At 69.7% G+C, this 18,463-nt stretch carries 20 protein-coding genes; 4 read left to right on the forward strand and 16 right to left on the reverse strand.

Annotated elements, in window-relative coordinates; translation table 11 throughout:
- The first annotated feature begins 58 nt into the window (after positions 1–58).
- The gene (locus ACZ63I_RS12890; RefSeq protein WP_041983301.1) at positions 59–727 is read left to right on the forward strand and encodes a potassium channel family protein; all 669 of its coding nucleotides are present in this window, start codon (positions 59–61) and stop codon (positions 725–727) included.
- Positions 727–1,398, forward strand: a complete 672-nt coding sequence (locus ACZ63I_RS12895) for a potassium channel family protein (RefSeq protein WP_469338107.1) — start codon at positions 727–729, stop codon at positions 1,396–1,398. Before ACZ63I_RS12890 ends, ACZ63I_RS12895 begins: the two co-directional genes overlap by 1 nt.
- A gap of 82 nt (positions 1,399–1,480) precedes the next feature.
- On the opposite strand, the gene ACZ63I_RS12900 is transcribed toward ACZ63I_RS12895, so the two are convergent.
- The 12 genes from ACZ63I_RS12900 to ACZ63I_RS12955 form a co-directional block, all read right to left on the reverse strand.
- Positions 1,481–2,332 (reverse strand): DUF3159 domain-containing protein, encoded by an 852-nt coding sequence (locus ACZ63I_RS12900; protein ID WP_469338109.1) that lies wholly within the window; start codon positions 2,330–2,332, stop codon positions 1,481–1,483.
- Positions 2,333–2,335: 3 nt separating this feature from the next.
- Entirely contained in the window at positions 2,336–2,686 is a 351-nt protein-coding gene (locus tag ACZ63I_RS12905) for an OB-fold nucleic acid binding domain-containing protein (protein ID WP_469338370.1), read from the reverse strand.
- Positions 2,687–2,756: 70 nt separating this feature from the next.
- Positions 2,757–3,446, reverse strand: coding sequence for a response regulator (locus ACZ63I_RS12910; RefSeq protein WP_469338110.1), 690 nt, complete (start codon positions 3,444–3,446; stop codon positions 2,757–2,759).
- A gap of 26 nt (positions 3,447–3,472) precedes the next feature.
- Positions 3,473–6,016, reverse strand: coding sequence for an ATP-binding protein (locus tag ACZ63I_RS12915; protein WP_469338112.1), 2,544 nt, complete (start codon positions 6,014–6,016; stop codon positions 3,473–3,475).
- 150 nt (positions 6,017–6,166) lie between these two features.
- Positions 6,167–6,901: an ABC transporter ATP-binding protein gene (locus ACZ63I_RS12920; RefSeq protein WP_469338114.1), complete on the reverse strand. Its 735-nt coding sequence runs from the start codon at positions 6,899–6,901 to the stop codon at positions 6,167–6,169.
- 64 nt (positions 6,902–6,965) lie between these two features.
- Positions 6,966–7,628 (reverse strand): potassium-transporting ATPase subunit C, encoded by a 663-nt coding sequence (locus tag ACZ63I_RS12925; RefSeq protein ID WP_469338371.1) that lies wholly within the window; start codon positions 7,626–7,628, stop codon positions 6,966–6,968.
- A gap of 11 nt (positions 7,629–7,639) precedes the next feature.
- Positions 7,640–9,751 carry a potassium-transporting ATPase subunit KdpB gene (gene kdpB / locus ACZ63I_RS12930; protein ID WP_469338372.1) on the reverse strand — a complete coding sequence of 704 codons (2,112 nt, stop codon included), beginning with the start codon at positions 9,749–9,751 and terminating at the stop codon, positions 7,640–7,642.
- 26 nt (positions 9,752–9,777) lie between these two features.
- Entirely contained in the window at positions 9,778–11,442 is a 1,665-nt protein-coding gene (kdpA, locus tag ACZ63I_RS12935; protein WP_469338116.1) for a potassium-transporting ATPase subunit KdpA, read from the reverse strand.
- A gap of 3 nt (positions 11,443–11,445) precedes the next feature.
- The gene (kdpF, locus tag ACZ63I_RS12940) at positions 11,446–11,535 is read right to left on the reverse strand and encodes a K(+)-transporting ATPase subunit F (protein ID WP_469338117.1); all 90 of its coding nucleotides are present in this window, start codon (positions 11,533–11,535) and stop codon (positions 11,446–11,448) included.
- A gap of 311 nt (positions 11,536–11,846) precedes the next feature.
- Positions 11,847–12,638: a DUF3710 domain-containing protein gene (locus tag ACZ63I_RS12945; protein ID WP_469338119.1), complete on the reverse strand. Its 792-nt coding sequence runs from the start codon at positions 12,636–12,638 to the stop codon at positions 11,847–11,849.
- Position 12,639: 1 nt separating this feature from the next.
- Positions 12,640–13,155, reverse strand: a complete 516-nt coding sequence (dut, locus tag ACZ63I_RS12950) for a dUTP diphosphatase (RefSeq protein WP_469338122.1) — start codon at positions 13,153–13,155, stop codon at positions 12,640–12,642.
- Positions 13,152–13,772: a PaaI family thioesterase gene (locus ACZ63I_RS12955; protein WP_469338124.1), complete on the reverse strand. Its 621-nt coding sequence runs from the start codon at positions 13,770–13,772 to the stop codon at positions 13,152–13,154. The genes dut and ACZ63I_RS12955 overlap by 4 nt, the downstream gene beginning before the upstream one ends.
- A 57-nt stretch (positions 13,773–13,829) precedes the next feature.
- Here ACZ63I_RS12955 and ACZ63I_RS12960 point away from each other — a divergent pair, with 57 nt between their 5' ends.
- Entirely contained in the window at positions 13,830–14,288 is a 459-nt protein-coding gene (locus tag ACZ63I_RS12960; protein WP_469338125.1) for a DUF3093 domain-containing protein, read from the forward strand.
- Positions 14,289–14,372: 84 nt separating this feature from the next.
- Here the strand turns inward: ACZ63I_RS12960 and ACZ63I_RS12965 are convergent, their stop codons facing one another.
- The 4 genes from ACZ63I_RS12965 to ACZ63I_RS12980 all read right to left on the reverse strand — a co-directional run bounded on the left by ACZ63I_RS12965 (position 14,373) and on the right by ACZ63I_RS12980 (position 17,896).
- On the reverse strand, positions 14,373–15,290 hold the full coding sequence (locus ACZ63I_RS12965; protein ID WP_469338126.1) for a hypothetical protein: 918 nt from the start codon (positions 15,288–15,290) through the stop codon (positions 14,373–14,375).
- Positions 15,291–15,303: 13 nt separating this feature from the next.
- On the reverse strand, positions 15,304–15,600 hold the full coding sequence (locus ACZ63I_RS12970; RefSeq protein ID WP_030902691.1) for a DUF4193 domain-containing protein: 297 nt from the start codon (positions 15,598–15,600) through the stop codon (positions 15,304–15,306).
- A 404-nt stretch (positions 15,601–16,004) separates the two neighbouring features.
- Positions 16,005–17,237: a sensor histidine kinase gene (locus ACZ63I_RS12975; RefSeq protein ID WP_469338128.1), complete on the reverse strand. Its 1,233-nt coding sequence runs from the start codon at positions 17,235–17,237 to the stop codon at positions 16,005–16,007.
- 5 nt (positions 17,238–17,242) lie between these two features.
- Entirely contained in the window at positions 17,243–17,896 is a 654-nt protein-coding gene (locus tag ACZ63I_RS12980) for a response regulator transcription factor (protein ID WP_041983338.1), read from the reverse strand.
- A 355-nt stretch (positions 17,897–18,251) separates the two neighbouring features.
- Here ACZ63I_RS12980 and ACZ63I_RS12985 point away from each other — a divergent pair, with 355 nt between their 5' ends.
- The gene (locus tag ACZ63I_RS12985) at positions 18,252–18,425 is read left to right on the forward strand and encodes a hypothetical protein (RefSeq protein ID WP_198533181.1); all 174 of its coding nucleotides are present in this window, start codon (positions 18,252–18,254) and stop codon (positions 18,423–18,425) included.
- Positions 18,426–18,463 lie beyond the last annotated feature (38 nt).

Consider the following 18,463-nt stretch of genomic DNA (forward strand, 5'->3'; position numbering starts at 1 on the left):
AGAGTGAACAGGGTGTTTTCGCAGGTCAGCGTGGCAACCAGGACGGCGGGGTAGGGGCGTGCACGTCGTCATCATGGGCTGCGGCCGGGTGGGCTCCGCCCTCGCGCAGACCCTGGAGCAGCAGGGACATACGGTCGCGGTCATCGACCAGGACCCCACGGCGTTCCGCAGGCTCGGCTCCGGCTTCGGCGGCAGACGCGTCAGCGGGGTCGGGTTCGACCAGGACACGCTCCGCGAGGCGGGGATCGAGGAGGCGGGCGCCTTCGCCGCTGTGAGCAGCGGTGACAACTCGAACATCATTGCCGCCCGGGTCGCCAGGGAAATGTTCGGTATAGAGAATGTCGCCGCCCGGATCTACGACCCGCGCAGGGCCGAGGTCTATCAGCGGCTGGGCATCCCCACGGTGGCCACGGTCCGCTGGACCGCCGACCAGATGCTGCGCCGGCTGCTGCCCTCGGGCGCCGAGCCGCTGTGGCGCGACCCGAGCGGCGGGGTGCAGCTCGCCGAGGTGCACACCCCGGACGACTGGATCGGCCACAAGGTCAGCACCTTGCAGGAGGAGACCGGCGTGCGCGTGGCGTTCCTGACGCGGCTGGGCGAGGCGATGCTGCCGACGTCCCAGACGGTGCTGCAGGAGGGGGATCTCGTCCACGTGATGATGCGGACCGACGACATCGTGAAGGTCGAGGCGGCATTCGCCCAGGGTCCTGAAGGAGGGGCGCACTGATGCGCGTCGCGATTGCGGGGGCAGGCGCGGTGGGTCGTTCCATCGCGGGCGAACTGCTGGAGAACGGGCACGAGGTCCTGCTGGTCGACAAGGCGCCGACCGCCATCTCGGTGGAGCGGGTGCCGATGGCCGAGTGGCTGCTGGCCGACGCCTGCGAGATCACCTCGCTCGACGAGGCGGCGCTCCAGCGCTGCAACGTGGTGATCGCGGCGACCGGTGACGACAAGGTCAATCTGGTCGTCTCGCTGCTCGCCAAGACCGAGTACGGCGTGCCGCGGGTGGTGGCCCGGGTCAACAACCCCAAGAACGAGTGGCTGTTCAACGAGTCCTGGGGTGTCGATGTGGCGGTCTCCACGCCGCGGCTGATGTCGGCGCTGGTGGAGGAGGCGGTGAGCGTCGGTGATCTCGTACGGCTGCTGCGCTTCAGCCACGGCGACGCCAACCTCGTCGAGCTGACGCTGCCGCCGGAGTCCGCGGTGACCGGTACCCAGGTCGGCGATGTGAGCTGGCCCGAGGACACGTCCCTGGTGACGATCATCCGGGGTACGCGGGTGCTGACGCCGACCCCGGACGAGACGCTGGAGGCGGGCGACGAGCTGCTGTTCGTGGCGGCGCAGGCGCGCGAGGAACAGCTTGAGGACCTGCTGTCGGTCCGCCGCGAGGGCGAGTAGCCCCGGCGCCGCACGGCCGGAGTACGTAAGGGGGGCCCCGCACCGGCCGGTGCGGGGCCCCCTTACGTCTACGTCGTGCGCCTCACGCCTCGCGGCGGTGGCTCCGTGGCGCGGGCCGGTCTGCCGCCGGCCCCTCGGCCGTGGCCGCAGCCGCTGCCGCGCGTTCCTTCTCGGCCTGCTCCTCGGCCTCCATCTCGGCGAACACGTCGATGGGCGGCGGCGCCTTCGCCAGGAAGATCCAGGTCAGGTAGACCGCGAGCAGGAAGGGCGGGATCTTGAGCGAGATCAGGATCCAGCCGAGCGACGTGGTGTCGGCCCACCAGTAGAGCGGGAAGAGGATCGCGCACTTGGCGAGCAGGATCAGCCCCCACGCCCAACTGGCCTTGGCGTACGCCTTCTTGCGTCCGGGGTTGCGGGTGCGCCAGGAGAGGTTCTCCTTGAAGACGGGACCGAGGATCAGACCGATGAGCGGCACCCCGGCGATCGTCGTGACGATGTACGCGACGGCGAGGCCGAGCGTGTAGATCATGCCCGGCAGGTAGAAGTCCTTGGCATTGCCGGTCATCATCGCGAAGACGACACCGAAGGCCACCCCGAAGACGCCGCTGAAGGCGTGCTTGACGGTGTCGCGGCGGATCAGCCGGACGGCGACGAGCACCACCGAGACGGCCAGCGCGGCGATCGCCGAGGCGTACAGGTTCTTGTTGATGGTGAAGATCGTGACGAAGAGCAGTCCTGGCAGGACCGTCTCCACCATCCCGCGCAGCCCGCCGAACGCCTCGAAGAGGGCGGCCTCGGTGACGGCCCTCGCGTCCTGCTCCTCCGTGGTCCTGGCGTCCTCGGAGACCTGGGGGGCCCCGGTGCCCTGGGGGTCCCCCTGGGCTGGCGAGGCGTGAGAAGCGGTCGAGGCGGCTGACTTGTCGACTGACGTCACCGGCTACTCCTGTCCGAGCGGTCGGAGCTCGTATTTGGGATTGAACAGCACCCGGCGGCCGTGGCTCACGGAGATCCGGCCGGAGGCGATCAGCTTGCGGCCCGGCTCGATCCCCACGATGGAGCGCCGGCCCAGCCACACCACGTCCAGCGGTGCGGTGCCGTCGAACAGCTCCGCCTCCAGGGCCGGCACACCGGCCCGCGGACGCAAGGTGACCGTCCGCAACGTACCAGTGACCCGCACGATCTGGCGGTCGTTGCACTCCGCGATCCGGGTGCACCCGGACGCGTGTGCGTCTTCCCGCAGCTCCTCGGACTCCAGATCCTCCTGGGAGCTGGACAGCCGGTCGAGCATCCGGCGGAATCGGCCGCTCGGCTTGTCAGCACTCATGCGCCAAGGGTACCGGGACCGGAGCGCTGTCGAATCAGTGCTCGAAGCGGTAACCCATGCCCGGTTCGGTGACGAAGTGCCGGGGGTGCGAGGGGTCTGCCTCCAGCTTGCGGCGGAGCTGCGCCATGTACACCCGCAGGTAGTTGGTCTCGGTGCCGTAGGAGGGTCCCCAGACCTCCTGGAGGAGCTGTTTCTGGCTGACGAGCCGGCCGGTGTTGCGGACCAGCACCTCCAGCAGGTGCCATTCGGTCGGCGTGAGCCGTACGTCGCGGCCGTCCCTGTGCACCTTCTTGGCCGCCAGGTCGACGGTGAAGCCCTCCGTCTCGACGACGGCGACGCCGTCGTCGCCGTCCCCGCCGACCGGCTCGGTGCGCCGGACGGCGGCGCGCAGCCGGGCCAGCAGCTCGTCCATGCCGAACGGCTTGGTGACGTAGTCGTCGGCGCCCGCGTCCAGCGCCTCGACCTTCTCGTCCGAGGTGTGCCGGGCGGAGAGCACCAGGATCGGCACCCGGGTCCAGCCGCGCAGCCCCCTGATCACCTCGACGCCGTCCATGTCGGGCAGCCCGAGGTCGAGCACGACGACGTCGGGATGGCGGGCGGCGGCCAGCTCCAGCGCCGAGGCGCCGTCGGAGGCCGCGTCCACGTCGTACTTGCGCGCCTTCAGGTTGATCACGAGGGCACGTACGATCTGCGGCTCGTCGTCGACCACGAGCACCCGGGTCATGGGGGTCTGCCTTTCCGCCGCCCCGGTCACGAGGTGACCCGGGAGGAGAGTTCGGGGCGGGCCGGCAGCGGGCCGGTCGCCGCTCTGAGTGTGAGGACCATGGTCATACCGCCGCCGGGGGTGTCCTCGGCCGCGAGGGTGCCGCCCATCGCCTCGACGAAGCCGCGGGCGACCGCGAGTCCGAGGCCGACACCGGCGCCGCGCGGTGCGTCGCCGTGGCGCTGGAACGGTTCGAATATCCGGTCCTTGGCCTCGTCGGGCACGCCGGGGCCGCGGTCGGTGACCCGTACCTCGACCCGGGTGCCGAGCGCGCTGGCCGCCACGGTGACCGGCTGGGCGTCGGGGCTGTACTTGACGGCGTTCTCGACGATATTGGCGACGGCGCGCTCCAGCAGCCCCGGATCGACGGCCACCATGGGCAGCGACTCGGGGATGTCCAGCTCCACGCTGTCCTCCGGTACGCCGCCGAGCGCCATCGGAACCACCTCATCGAGGTCGATCTCGCGGATCAGCGGGGTGACGGTGCCGGTCTGGAGCCGGGACATGTCGAGCAGGTTGCCCACGAGGTGGTCGAGCCGGTCGGCGCCGTTCTCGATGCCTTCGAGCAGTTCGGCGCTGTCCTCCTCGGACCACTCGACGTCGTCGGAGCGCAGCGAGGACACGGCCGCCTTGATCCCGGCCAGCGGGGTGCGCAGGTCGTGGCTGACGGCGGCGAGCAGCGCGGTGCGGATGCGGTTGCCCTCGGCCAGCTCGCGCGCCTGCTCGGCCTCGCCGACGAGCCGCTGCCTGTCGAGTACGACGGCGGCCTGTGCGGCGAAGGCGGCGAGCACCCTGCGGTCCTCGGCGGGCAGCATCCGGCCGGACAGGGCCAGCGCCATGTGGTCGCCGACGGGCATGTCCACGTCGGCGTCGTCGGGGCGGGTCGCCGGTTTGGGGCCGACGCTGCCCGCGCAGGTCCAGGGGTCGACGTCGCCGGCGCGCTCCAGCAGGGCCACCGAGTCCATGGCGAAGGTCTCGCGTACGCGTTCGAGGAGGGCGTCGAGGGTCGTCTCGCCGCGCAGCACACTGCCCGCGAGGAAGGACAGGATCTCGGACTCGGCGCGCAGCCGGGCCGCCTGGTGGGTTCTGCGGGCCGCCAGGTCCACCACGGAGGCGACGGCCACGGCGACGGCGAAGAAGACCACGAGCGCGACGATGTTCTTCGGCTCCGCGATGTCCAGGGTGTGGGTCGGCGGCGTGTAGTAGAAGTTCAGCAGCAGTGAGCTGACGGCGGCCGAGGCGAGCGCCGGTTTCAGTCCCCCGAACAGCGCGGACAGCACGGTCAGGAAGAGGAACAGCAGTACGTCGTTGGCGAGCCCGAGCGGGTCGGCCAGCGAAGAGAGCAGCAGCGAGAGCAGGACGGGCGCCACGACCCCGGCCAGCCAGCCCCAGATGATCCGCGAGCGGCCGAACCGCGCGCCGCGCGCCACCGGCAGTCCGCGCCCCTTGGCGACCTCGCTGTGGGTGACGATGTGGACGTCGAGGTCGGTACCCGACTCGCGGGCGACCGTCGCGCCCACGCCGGGTCCGAAGATGTACTGCCAGGTCTTGCGGCGGCTCGATCCGAGGACGATCTGGGTGCCGTTCACGCCGCGGGCGAATTCGAGGAGGGCCGAGGGCACGTCCTCGCCTATCACGTGGTGGAAGGTGCCGCCCAGGTCTTCGACGAGGGTGCGCTGGAGCGCCAGCTCCTTGGGCGAGGCCGAGGTGAGCCCGTCGCTGCGGGCGATGTAGACGGCGAGGATCTCGCTGCCCGAGCCCTTGGCCGCCATCCGGGCCGCGCGCCGGATCAGCGTACGGCCCTCGGGTCCGCCGGTGAGGCCGACGACGATGCGCTCGCGGGCCTGCCAGGTGGAGCGGATGTTGTGCTCGCCGCGGTACTGCTGGAGGTATTCGTCCACCCGGTCGGCCACCCACAGCAGGGCCAGCTCGCGCAGGGCGGTCAGGTTGCCGGGTCTGAAGTAGTTGGACAGCGCCGCGTCCAGCTTCTCCGGCTTGTAGATGTTGCCGTGCGCCATCCGGCGGCGCAGCGCCTGGGGCGACATGTCGACAAGCTCTATCTGGTCGGCCCTGCGGACGACCTCGTCGGGGACGGTCTCGCGCTGCCGCACCCCGGTGATCGACTCGACGACGTCACCGAGGGACTCCAGGTGCTGGATGTTCAGGTTGGAGACGACGTTGATACCGGCCTGGAGGAGTTCTTCGATGTCCTGCCAGCGCTTGTGGTTGCGGGACCCTGGGACGTTGGTGTGCGCCAGCTCGTCCACGAGGGCGACGGCGGGCCGGCGTGCCAGTACGGCGTCGACGTCCATCTCGGTGAAGACGGTGCCGCGGTACTCGATCTCGCGCCGGCTCACCTCTTCGAGGCCGCGCAGCATGACCTCGGTGCGCGGCCGGTCGTGGTGTTCGACGAAGGCGACGACGCAGTCGGTGCCGCGCTCCACCCGGCGATGCGCCTCGGAGAGCATCGCGTAGGTCTTGCCGACGCCCGGCGCCGCGCCCAGGTAGATCCGAAGCTTGCCGCGTCCCATGGCCCCATTGTCTTCCGGAAGAGCCGTCCGCGTCGGGCGGGCGGCTGTGTCGAAACTACAGCCACCGATGGGGACATTTGGGGCATGCGGTCTGCGCGGGAGTGGGTCTTGACGCGACCCTGATGCGCCGGAATCTACCGCGACCGGCGGCTAAGGATGTTCGACTATATGGCCGTCGCTCAGTTCGAGCACCCGGTCGGCCAGGCCCAGGAGCTGGGTGTCGTGGGTGGCGACGAGCGCGGTGACGCCCTCGCTGCGTACGACGGCGCGCAGCAGCTCCATCACGTCGAGCCCGGTCTCCGCGTCGAGCTGTCCGGTGGGCTCGTCGGCGATCAGCAGGGCGGGCCGGTTGGCGAGGGCGCGGGCGATGGCCACCCGCTGCTGCTGGCCGCCGGACAGCTCGCCGGGCCGCTGGGCGGTGTGGTCGGCGAGGCCGACCAGGGCGAGCAGCAGCGCCACCCGCTCGTCGCGCTCGCGGGCGTTCGTCCTGCGCAGCCGCATCGGTACGCCGACGTTCTCGGCGGCCGTCAGGATCGGGATGAGTCCGAAGGACTGGAAGATGAAGCCGATCCGGTCCCTGCGCAGCGCGAGCAGCCCGTCCTCGCCGAGCGTGGACAGTTCGGTGCCGTCCACGGTGATCCGCCCCCGGCCCGGGGTGTCGAGGCCGCCGACCAGATTGAGCAGGGTCGTCTTGCCGGAGCCCGACCGGCCCTTCAGGGCGACGAGTTCGCCGCGCGGGATGTCGAAGGAGACACCGCGCAGGGCGTGTACGGCGGAGGCGCCGGCGCCGTACGAGCGGTGCACGTCCTCGACCCGCACCATGGGGCCGCCGGCCTCTTCCGCCAGGGTCGCCGCGCCGCGGCTGACGCCGATGCTCTCACTCATGGGCGCCAGTATGTGCGGAGCCCATGAGTGAGAGCAATGGCCGTCGATCACCGTCCGCCGTGCGTCAGCCCGCCAGCTCGCGCAGGGCGACGTTCAGCTTCAGGACGTTCACCTGGGGCTCCCCGATGAAGCCGAGGGTGCGCCCGACGGTGTTCTTGTCGATCAGCTTCTCCACCTGCGCGACGGTGAGGTGGTTCTTCTCCGCCACCCGGTGCGCCTGGAGCCGCGCGTACTGCGGGGAGATGGCCGGGTCGAGCCCGGACCCTGACGAGGTGACGGCGTCGGCCGGCACCGCGGACGGCTCGACCGTGTAGTCCGGGGTCGAGTTGTCCTTGATCACGGCGGCCTTGGCGTCGGTGACCTGCTTGATCAGCTCCTTGCTGTCGCCCGCCAGGTTGGTGGCGCCGGAGAGGATCAGCGTGTACTGGGTGTTGACGCTGTTCTCGCCGAGGCCGTTGGAGGGGCGCGGCTGGAACCACTTGAGGTCGGGCGCCGGGGTCTCCTGGCCCTTCTTCAGCGGCAGGTCGTAGCGCTGCCCGATGAGGGACGAGCCGACGACCTTGCCGTTCTCCTTGATCTCGGAGCCGTTCGCCTTGTTGTGGAAGGCGGCCTGGCCGATGCCCAGCACCGCCAGCGGGTAGACCACGCCGCAGATGACGCTCAGGACGATGAGGGCGCGTAGCCCGGCCCAGCCGAGCCGCAGCGCGCTGCCTGCCGAATTGTTCATGCTCATGCCGTTCACCCGATGCCGGGGATGAGGGAGATGATCAGGTCGATGATCTTGATGCCGATGAACGGCGAGATCAGACCGCCGAGGCCGTAGATCGCCAGGTTCCTGCGCAGCATCTTGTCGGCGGTCGTCGGCCGGTAGCGCACCCCCCGCAGGGCGAGCGGTACGAGCGCGACGATGACCAGCGCGTTGAAGATGACCGCCGACAGGATCGCGGACTCGGGCGACGACAGGTCCATGATGTTGAGCTTGTCGAGGCCCGGGTAGGCGACCGTGAACATCGCCGGGAGGATCGCGAAGTACTTCGCGACGTCGTTGGCGATCGAGAAGGTGGTCAGCGCGCCGCGCGTGATGAGGAGCTGCTTGCCGATCTCCACGATCTCGATCAGCTTGGTCGGGTTGGAGTCCAGGTCCACCATGTTCCCGGCCTCTTTGGCCGCCGAGGTACCGGTGTTCATGGCCACGCCGACGTCGGCCTGGGCGAGCGCGGGCGCGTCGTTCGTCCCGTCACCCGTCATCGCGACGAGCTTGCCGCCGCTCTGCTCGCGCCTGATGAGCGCCATCTTGTCCTCGGGCGTCGCCTCGGCGAGGAAGTCGTCCACGCCGGCCTCGTCCGCGATGGCCTTGGCGGTCAGCGGGTTGTCACCCGTGATCATGACCGTCTTGATGCCCATCCTGCGCAGCTCGTCGAACCGCTCCCGCATGCCTTCCTTGACGACGTCCTTGAGGTGGACGACCCCGAGCACCCGGGCTCCGGTGCCGTCCTCGACGGCGACCAGCAGCGGGGTGCCGCCGGCCTGGGAGATGGTCTCGGTCAGCATCCGCACCTCGTCGGGCACCTGGCCGCCGCGCTCCTGGACCCAGGCGACGACCGAACCGCTCGCGCCCTTGCGGACCTTGCGGCGCACGCCTTCCTCTTCGAGGTCGACACCCGACATCCGGGTCTGGGCGGTGAAGGCGATCCAGTCGGCGCCGGTCAGCTCGCCCTGGGTGCGCTCGCGCAGCCCGTACCGCTCCTTGGCGAGGACGACGACGGACCGGCCTTCGGGGGTCTCGTCGGCCAGCGAGGAGAGCTGGGCGGCGTCGGCGAGTTCGTCCTCGCGCACGCCGTGGACGGGCACGAACTCGGACGCCTGGCGGTTGCCGAGGGTGATGGTGCCGGTCTTGTCGAGCAGCAGCGTCGACACGTCGCCCGCCGCCTCGACGGCGCGTCCCGACATCGCCAGCACGTTGCGCTGGACGAGCCGGTCCATGCCGGCGATGCCGATCGCGGAGAGCAGCGCGCCGATGGTGGTCGGGATCAGGCAGACCAGCAGGGCGACCAGCACGATCGTCGTCTGCCGCGAGCCCGCGTAGATGGCGAACGGCTGGAGGGTGACGACGGCGAGCAGGAAGACGATGGTCAGCGAGGCGAGCAGGATGTTCAGCGCGATCTCGTTGGGCGTCTTCTGCCGTGCCGCGCCTTCGACCAGCTTGATCATCCGGTCGATGAAGGTCTCGCCCGGCTTGGTGGTGATCTTGACGACGACCCGGTCGGAGAGGACCTTCGTACCGCCGGTGACGGCCGAGCGGTCGCCGCCCGACTCGCGGATGACGGGGGCGGACTCACCGGTGATGGCCGACTCGTCGACGGACGCGACGCCTTCGACCACGTCACCGTCGCCGGGGATGACGTCGCCGGCCTCGCAGACGACCAGGTCGCCGATGCGCAGCTCGGTGCCGGGCACCCGCTCCTCGGCCGCGCCGGTCAGCCGCCGGGCGACGGTGTCGGTCTTGGCCTTGCGCAGCGTGTCCGCCTGCGCCTTGCCGCGCCCTTCGGCCACCGCCTCCGCCAGGTTGGCGAAGATCGTGGTGAGCCACAGCCACGCGGCGATGGTCCAGCCGAACCAGTTGCCGGGGTCCTTGAACGCGAACACGGTCGTCAGAACGGAGCCCACCAGGACCACGAACATGACGGGCGACTTCCACATGACGCGCGGGTCGAGCTTGAGCACGGCCTGCGGGAACGACGTCAGCAGTTGCCTGGGGTCGAACATGCCGCCGCCGACGCGGTTGCCCTGGCTGTTGTGGCCCGGGGGTACGTCGCTGTGCGGCGCACGGGTCGGAGTGGACGTGGACATCGAGTCCTCTTGCTTCAGACGAGTGGTCATGACGCCAGCCCCTCGGCCAACGGTCCCAGCGCGAGCGCGGGGAAGTAGGTCAGACCGCTGACGACGACGACGGTGGCGACGAGCAGCCCCGCGAACAGCGGCTTGTGGGTGCGCAGCGTGCCCAGCGAGGCCGGGATCTTCTTCTGCTCACCGAGCGAGCCCGCCAGCGCCAGGATGAAGACCATGGGCAGGAACCGGCCGAGCAGCATCGCGAGCCCGATCGTGGTGTTGAACCACTGGGTGTCGGAGCTGAGTCCCGCGAAGGCCGAGCCGTTGTTGTTGGCACCGGAGGTGTAGGCGTACAGGATTTCGGAGAATCCGTGCGCGCCGGTGTTGAGCATCGATTCCTTCGGCGTCTTCATCGCCATGGCGGCGGCGGTGAAGCCGAGCGCGAGGGCCGGCGTGATCATGATGTAGAGCGCGGCGAACTTGATCTCGCGGGTGCCGATCTTCTTGCCCAGGTACTCGGGCGTACGGCCGACCATCAGGCCCGCGATGAAGACGGCGACGATCGCGAGGATCAGCATGCCGTAGAGCCCGGAGCCGACACCGCCCGGTGCCACTTCGCCCAGCATCATGCCCAGCAGGGTGATACCGCCGCCGAAGCCGGTGAAGGACGAGTGGAACGAGTTGACGGCGCCCGTGGACGTGAGCGTGGTGGTCGTCGCGAAGAGCGACGAGCCGCCGACCCCGAAGCGGGTCTCCTTGCCCTCCATGGCGCCGCCGGCGATGTTGAAGGCGGGCGCGCCGTGGTGGAACTCGGTCCACATCATCAGGGCGGTGAAGCCGATCCAGATGGTGACCATCGCGGCGAGGATCGCGTATCCCTGCTTGACCGAGCCGACCATCGTGCCGAAGGTGCGGGTCAGGGCGAAGGGGATGACCAGGATCAGGAAGATCTCCAGGAGGTTCGAGATCCCGCCGGGGTTCTCGAACGGGTGGGCCGAGTTGGCGTTGAAGTAACCGCCGCCGTTGGTGCCCAGCTCCTTGATGGCCTCCTGCGAGGCGACGGCGCCGCCGTTCCACTGCTGCGAGCCGCCGGTGAACTGGCCGACCTCGTGGATCCCGGAGAAGTTCTGGATGGCGCCGCAGGCGACCAGCACGATCGCGCCGATGAAGGCGATGGGCAGCAGGATGCGGACGGTGCCGCGCACCATGTCCGCCCAGAAGTTGCCCAGTTCACCGGTACGGGAGCGGACGAAGCCCCGGATGAGGGCGACGGCGACGGCCATACCGACAGCGGCCGAGAGGAAGTTCTGCACCGCGAGGCCGCCGGTCTGCACGACGTGGCCCATGGCCTGTTCGCCGTAGTACGACTGCCAGTTGGTGTTGGAGACGAAGGACGCCGCCGTGTTGAAGGCCTGGTCGGGGTCGATCGACGAGAAGCCGAGCGATCCAGGCAGGCTCCCCTGGACGCGCTGCATCAGGTACAGGAAGAGCACGCTGATCAGCGAGAAGGCGAGCAGGCCGCGCAGATAGGCGGGCCAGCGCATCTCGGTGGCGGGGTTGGCGCCGATGGCCTTGTAGATCCACTTCTCGACGCGCAGATGCTTCGGCGAGCTGTACACCCGTGCCATGTAGTCGCCCAGCGGGCGGTACACCAGACCGAGTACCACGATCAGGGCGATCATCTGGAGCACCCCGGCGAGTACGGGACTCATCACTCAGAACCTCTCAGGAAGGACGAGGGCGAGGACGAGGTACACCAGAAGGGCGACGGCGACGACGAGGCCGACGACGGTCTCGACGCTCACAGTTTCGCCACCCCCTTGGCGATGAGAGCCACCAGCGCGAACACCGCGATCGTGGTGAGGACGAAGGCCACGTCGGCCATCGGTCTGCTCCTAGCTGAGATGAGGCGGAATTCTGACTTCTTGAGGAAACCTCCTCGTCCGCCCGATCCCGCTCTCGTTGACGTGTCCCATACGGCCACGGGCGCCGGCTTGACGCACTCCATATGTCAGCGGCCGTGACCAGCGGAAACGCTAGTGGGTCGCACCCCGGGTAACGGGGTACGACCCACTGCTCTCAACTCTGTTCGGCCCGTCGTTCGACGGGCTCCTTGTCAGCGCACTTCGGTGATCTCGGGGCCGCGCTGGAGCGAGCCCATGCCGCCGGAGAACCGGGAGCCCTCCTGCTCGTCCTGCTGGACGCCCTCGGGCACCATCTGCGCGTCGTTGGGGAGCTTGAGGACGATCGGGTCGCGGGGCGCCATCGGTCCTTCGCCCCGTACCACCACGGTGTCCTGGAAGACGCTCTCCAGCAGTCCCGCGGCCTCGGGCTGCACGGCGCCCTGCCCGGAGATCACCCCGCGCAGGAACCAGCGGGGGCCGTCGACGCCGATGAAGCGCACCAACTGGACACCGCCGGTGCCGTCGGGGAGCTGTACGGGGACCTGCGCGCGCAGCTCCCAGCCCAGCGGGCCCTCGACCTCGTCGATGATGCCGCCCTGCTGGGTGATGCCGGTGGCGATCTCCTCGCGGACCTCGCCCCAGATGCCTTCCTTCTTGGGCGCCGCGAACGCCTGGAGCTGTACGGCGCTGTCGCGCACCACGACCGTGGCGGCCACGATCGCGTCGCCCGCGACCTCGACCCGCAGCTCCATGCCTTCGACTCCGGGCACGAAGATGCCGCCGAGGTCGACGCGGCCGTCGTCGGCCTTGCTGACCTCGGAGATGTCCCAGGGACCGTCGGGCCGCGGGGCCGGAGGAAGGTTCACCCGGCGGCTCGCGGGCTCGGCGTCGGAAGCCCTGGCGTCGGCGGCGGCGGCGTCGGACGTCTCGACGTCCTGCCCTGCCTCGCCCGCGGCGTCCGTCGCGTCCTCTGCGGAACCACTCTTCTTGCGACGTCCGAACACGTCACTGTCCTTCCCGGTCGGATACGACCGAAGCGTATCGATTCCCACCCTGTGCGCCGTCCACTGCGGCATGGCCGCCGGTGGACCCGAAGCCCCCCTCGGCCCGCGCGGAACCGGGAAGCTCCGCCACCTCGTGGAAGCGCACCTTCTCGACCTGCTGGACGACGAGTTGGGCAATCCGGTCGAACCGTTCGAACCGCACGCTCTCGCGCGGGTCCAGATTCACCACGATCACCTTGATCTCTCCACGGTACCCGGCATCCACCGTCCCCGGGGCATTCACGAGGGCGACACCGCACCGGGCGGCGAGCCCGGAACGCGGGTGCACGAAGGCCGCGTAGCCGTCCGGCAGCGCGATCGACACGCCCGTCGGCAGCACGGCACGCTCACCGGGCGCCAGCTCGGCGGCCTCGGTGGTGACCAGATCGGCCCCGGCGTCGCCGGGGTGCCCGTACGCGGGGAGCGGCACCCGCGGATCGGTCCTGCGGATCAGTACGTCGACAGGGGGACGGCTCATGGGTTCACCTCGAAGGCACGTGCGCGCTTGATCTGGTCGGGGTCGTCCATGGCTGCCCGGATCTCCTCCTGGCGGCCGTGTGAGACGAAGTGATCGACCTTGACCTCGACGAACAGCGCGTCGGCGCGGACGGCCACCCGCCCGTCGGGGCCGCCGATCCGGCCGGTGGCCGTGGAGTAGATCTTCCGGCCGTGCACGGCGGTGGCCTCGGCCGCCAGGAAGAGCACCGTGCCGACCGGCACCGGCCGCAGATACTCGGTCTGCAGCTTCCCGGTCACCGCCACCACCCGCAGCAGCCAGCCGAGGGCGCCCAGCGTCTCGTCGAGCGCGGTGGCCAGAATCCCGCCGTGGGCGAGCCCCGGCGCGCCCTGGTGGGCGGCGCCGACGGTGAACTCGGCGGTGAGGCTGACGCCTTCGCCGGCCCGCGCCTGGAGGTGCAGTCCGTGCGGCTGCTGCTCGCCGCAGCCGAAGCAGTGCTGGTAGTGCGAGCCGAGCAGCTCTCCGGGAGCCGGGGCATCGGGATGCCGCACCGGCGCCTTGGCGTCGGCCGGAGGTGTCAGGGCCGTGGAACCCCCGGGGGTTCCCGCGGGTGTTCCCGGTGATGGCGCGTTACTCACAGGCGCAGACCTTACCCGCGCGGCGGCCCGCCGGGCGCACCGTGCCAAGCTTGGCCCATGGAGCTTCCCGCCGCACGCTACGACGAACGTCTGACCGCACCGGCCGCCTGGTGGGGCATCGCCGCCCTGGTGGGGGTGGCGGGCGCGCTGATCCTGCTGCCGCTGGGGCCGCTGCCGATGCTCGGCGGACTGGTCGGCGCAGGTGCGCTGGCGGCGGGCGGCGTCAGCTCGTACGGGTCGGCGCGGATCCGGGTGGTGGCCGATTCGCTGGTCGCGGGCGACGCCAGGATCCCGGTCTCGGCGCTCGGCGAGGCCGAGGTGCTGGACGGCGAGGAGGCGCGGGCCTGGCGGCTGCACAAGGCCGACCCGCGCGCGTTCATGCTGCTGCGCAGCTACATCCCCACGGCGCTGCGGGTGCCGGTGGTCGACCCGGCCGACCCGACGCCGTACCTGTATCTGTCGACCCGCGACCCGCAGGCGCTCGCCTCGGCGCTCGAAGCGGTACGCGCGAGCTGACTTCCGTACGCGCGAGCTGACTTGACTGCGTACGAGCTGACTTACGTACGTACGAGCCGGCCCGGCTGCCGCGAGCCGGCCCCGTTACCTCCCCAGCTCCTTGGGGAACTCGGGCGGCAGCTCCTTGGGCTGCTCCAGCGGGGGCAGGGCGGGCAGTGCCTCCCAGGCGACCTGCCTGGTCCGCAGGTCGTCGCGGATGCGCTCGGCGACGTGCTTGGTGTCGCGGCGGTTCATCATGGCGCCGACGGCGGCCCCGATCATGAACGGGACCAGGTTCGGCAGGCTGCGGACGGTGCGCTTCATGATCTGCTGGCGCAGTTCGCGCTTCATCCGGTTGCTGAGGGCCGAGTTGATGGAGGCGGCGGGCTTGGTGACGTCGACCCCGCGCTCCTCGGTCCAGGACGTCAGATAGGCCGTGCCGCGCTCGCGCAGATTGCCGGGCGGCCGCTGTCCGTAGACCTCGTGCAGCTCGGCGATCAGCTTCAGCTCGATCGCGGCGACCGCCGTGATCTCGGCGGCCAGCTCGGCCGGCATGGCCGGCGGTACGGGCAGCATCGCGGCCGCGCCGATGCCGGCGCCCACGGTCGAGGTGCTGTTGGCCGCGCCCGCGACCAGTTTGTCGGCCAGCTCCTCGGGCCCGAGGCCGGGGAACTGCCCGCGCAGGGTCGCCAGATCGCGCACGGGTACGCGCGGGGCGATGTCGATGATCCGGTCGGCGACGAAGCCGAGCCCGGCTTTGGCGCTCACGCCGCCTTTCCGTACTCCCCGTTTGACGGCACCCAGGCGACGACCCTTGGTCCGGGGGTCGTCGTGGTCGGCCTGGTCTGCTCCGAGCGAGGCCGGCAGGCCCCGCTCGTCGTCACGTGCGCCGGGACTGTGCAGGAGAGCGGCGTGCTCAGCAGCGGGCTCAGTGCCTTCTGCGGGGCCTGTGCCGCCCTGGTACGCCTCCGGTGCACTGTTACGCCGGAAGCGTCGTTTCCTGGACGGTGAGTCGTCTGCCACGGCTGCCTCGACCTCAGTCGCAGTCGCGGCAGATCGGCTGACCGTTCTTTTCCCTCGACAACTGGGACCGGTGATGCACCAGGAAGCAGCTCATGCAGGTGAACTCGTCGGCCTGCCTGGGCAGCACCCGGACGGACAGCTCCTCGTTGGAGAGATCCGCGCCGGGCAGCTCAAGGCCTTCCGCCTGCTCGAACTCGTCGACGTCAACCGCTGACGTCGACTTGTCGTTCCGACGGGCCTTCAGTTCCTCAAGGCTGTCCTGATCGACGTCGTCATCGGTCTTGCGTGGGGTGTCGTAGTCCGTTGCCATGTCGCTCTCCCCCTCTGGGTTTCTGTGGTGTCTCCAGCGCACGTAACGCGTGAGAGGCCGGACTTGTGCCCGACCTGAGGCGGAGATTTTGCCTCACATCAAGGTCTGTTACTCAATCGACACCCAACCGCACCCCTCACGAGTGATCGGCTTCAGGTGGCGAAGGGGACCGTACACGGTCCGAATGTCGTACTTCACGGGCGCCACCCCGTGTACTTCCCGTAATCCTGACCTCTGGAAACCCGGACTTTACTGGCTTTCCGGCGGTGGCTTGATCACGGAGCGTAGATAGGCGTGAAATCGACCGTGCGATCGATCACACATGGACACAACAGGAAAGTGTCCAGAAAATTCCGCGCAAAGCGAACAAAGGTGGCCCAGGTCCGTCATCATCCCGCCCGGCTTCAGACGGGCAGCGTGACGCGCATCACGAGCCCGCCGCCCTCCCGGGGTTCCGCGATGATACGGCCGCCGTGCGCCCTGGCGACGGAGCGCGCGATCGACAGGCCGAGACCCACCCCCTTGTCACTGCCGGTGCGCTCGGTGCGCAGCCGCCGGAACGGCTCGAAAAGATTGTCGATCTCGTACGCGGGAACGACGGGACCCGTGTTCGAGACCAGCAGGATCGCCTGACCCTGCTGCAGCTCCGTGCCGACCTCCACCCAGCCGCCCTCCGCGATGTTGTAACGGACGGCGTTCTGTACGAGGTTCAGCGCGATCCGCTCCAGCAGCACGCCGTTGCCCTGCACCACGGCCGGCACACAGGCGGTGCGGATCTCCACCCCCTTCTGCTCGGCCTCGGCGAGCGCCTGGTCCACGGCCCGGGTGGCGACCTCGGCCAGATCCACCGGTTTCCGGTCGACGAGCTGGTTGTCGCTGCGGGCGAGCAGCAGCAGCCCCTCGACCAGTTGCTCGCTGCGCTCGTTGGTGGCCAGCAGGGTCTTGCCGAGCTGCTGGAGTTCGGCCGGCGCACCCGGGTCGGAGAGATGGACCTCCAGCAGCGTGCGGTTGATCGCCAGCGGCGTGCGCAGCTCGTGCGAGGCGTTGGCGACGAACCGCTGCTGCGCGGTGAAGGCGCGCTCCAGCCGCTCCAGCATCTCGTCGAAGGTGTCGGCCAGCTCCTTCAGCTCGTCGTCGGGGCCGTCCAGCTCGATCCGGCGCGCCAGGTCGGAGCCGACCACCCGGCGGGCGGTACGGGTGATCCGGCCGAGCGGCGAGAGCACCCGGCCCGCCATCGCGTAGCCGAAGGCGAAGGCGATGATGCTGAGCCCGACCAGGGCGAAGAGCGAGCGGGTCAGCAGGTCCTCCAGCGCCTGCTGGCGCTGGTGGTTGACGCAACTGTTCATCAGCGAGTTGAACGTGTCCGGATCGGCGTTGGCGGGGAAGTTGCAGACCTGGCTGCTGACCCTGCCCGAGACGATCTTGAACGGCAGCTCGCTGCCCACGTGCAGCGCCTGCGCCGCCAGCATGTAGATGATCGACAGCAGCAGGATGCCGGCGATCAGGAACATGCCGCCGTAGAGCAGCGTCAGCCGTATCCGGATGGTCGGGCGGACCCAGGGGAGCAACTGCTCCTGGCGTCTGGGGTCCCAGGTCGGTTTCGGTGGCGTCGCGGGCGGCGCCGGGGTGGCGGCCATCGGCATCAGATCCGGTAACCGGAGCCGGGCACGGTCACGATCACCGGGGGCTCACCGAGCTTGCGGCGCAGCGTCATCACCGTGACCCGCACGACATTGGTGAACGGGTCGGTGTTCTCGTCCCAGGCCTTCTCCAGGAGCTGCTCGGCCGAGACCACCGTGCCCTCGCTGCGCATCAGGACGTCCAGCACGGCGAACTCCTTCGGCGCGAGCTGGATCTCCTTGCCGTCCCTGAAGACCTCGCGGCGGTTGGGGTCGAGCTTGATCCCGGACCGTTCGAGCACGGGCGGCAGGGGCACGGTCGTACGGCGGCCGAGCGCGCGTACCCGGGCGGTCAGCTCGGTGAAGGCGAAGGGCTTGGGGAGGTAGTCGTCGGCGCCCAGCTCAAGGCCCTCGACCCGGTCGCTGACATCGCCGGAGGCGGTGAGCATCAGCACCCGGGTGGGCAGCCCCAGCTCGACGATCCTGCGGCACACGTCGTCACCGTGGACCAGCGGAAGGTCGCGGTCGAGCACCACCACGTCGTAGTCGTTGACGCCGATCCGCTCCAGGGCGGCCGAGCCGTCGTACACGACGTCGACGGCCATGGCCTCCCGGCGCAGTCCGGTGGCCACCGCATCGGCGAGCAGTTGCTCGTCCTCGACGACGAGTACGCGCACGTCGTTGTTTCCTTCCTCGAAGCCCTCTGTACCGGGCCGTACCAGGCCGCGTCCACGGCTTGTGCTGCTCCATCCTGCCCGGTACGGCCATAAACCGGCGGTAAGACGATGCCGGACGACCAGGCACAACCGGGAATAGACAGGATTATTCGAGAAGTTGAGGTTTCTGCCTGGCCAGGGCTGGGGATGACGAGTTCACACCTGAGATCGCGCCCTGTACGTGGCATGTCATAGCCCGATCTGTCCCCCAGAGACAGATGGGCGCGAAATCGAACCGCCGTCGGCACACCCCCGTGCCACTGAACCGATGACGTCGGCACACCCCCGTGCCACTGACCCACGACGAGGGGGCGCAATGGACGCATTCACCGCAGGGCTGCTGCAGCGTATAAGGGCCACGCAGACAGACCTCACACGAGCCCGTGAGACGGGCGACGACTTCCTCGCGGACGTCGAGCAGGAAGAGCTGGAGGATCTGCGGCGCCTCGCCGCGGAACACGGTGTCGAGGTCGGCGCGCCGAGCGTCTGACCCCGTACACGTCCTGATCCATACGTTCGGCCCGCGCC

Source organism: Streptomyces sp. NPDC087906, from assembly GCF_055584925.1.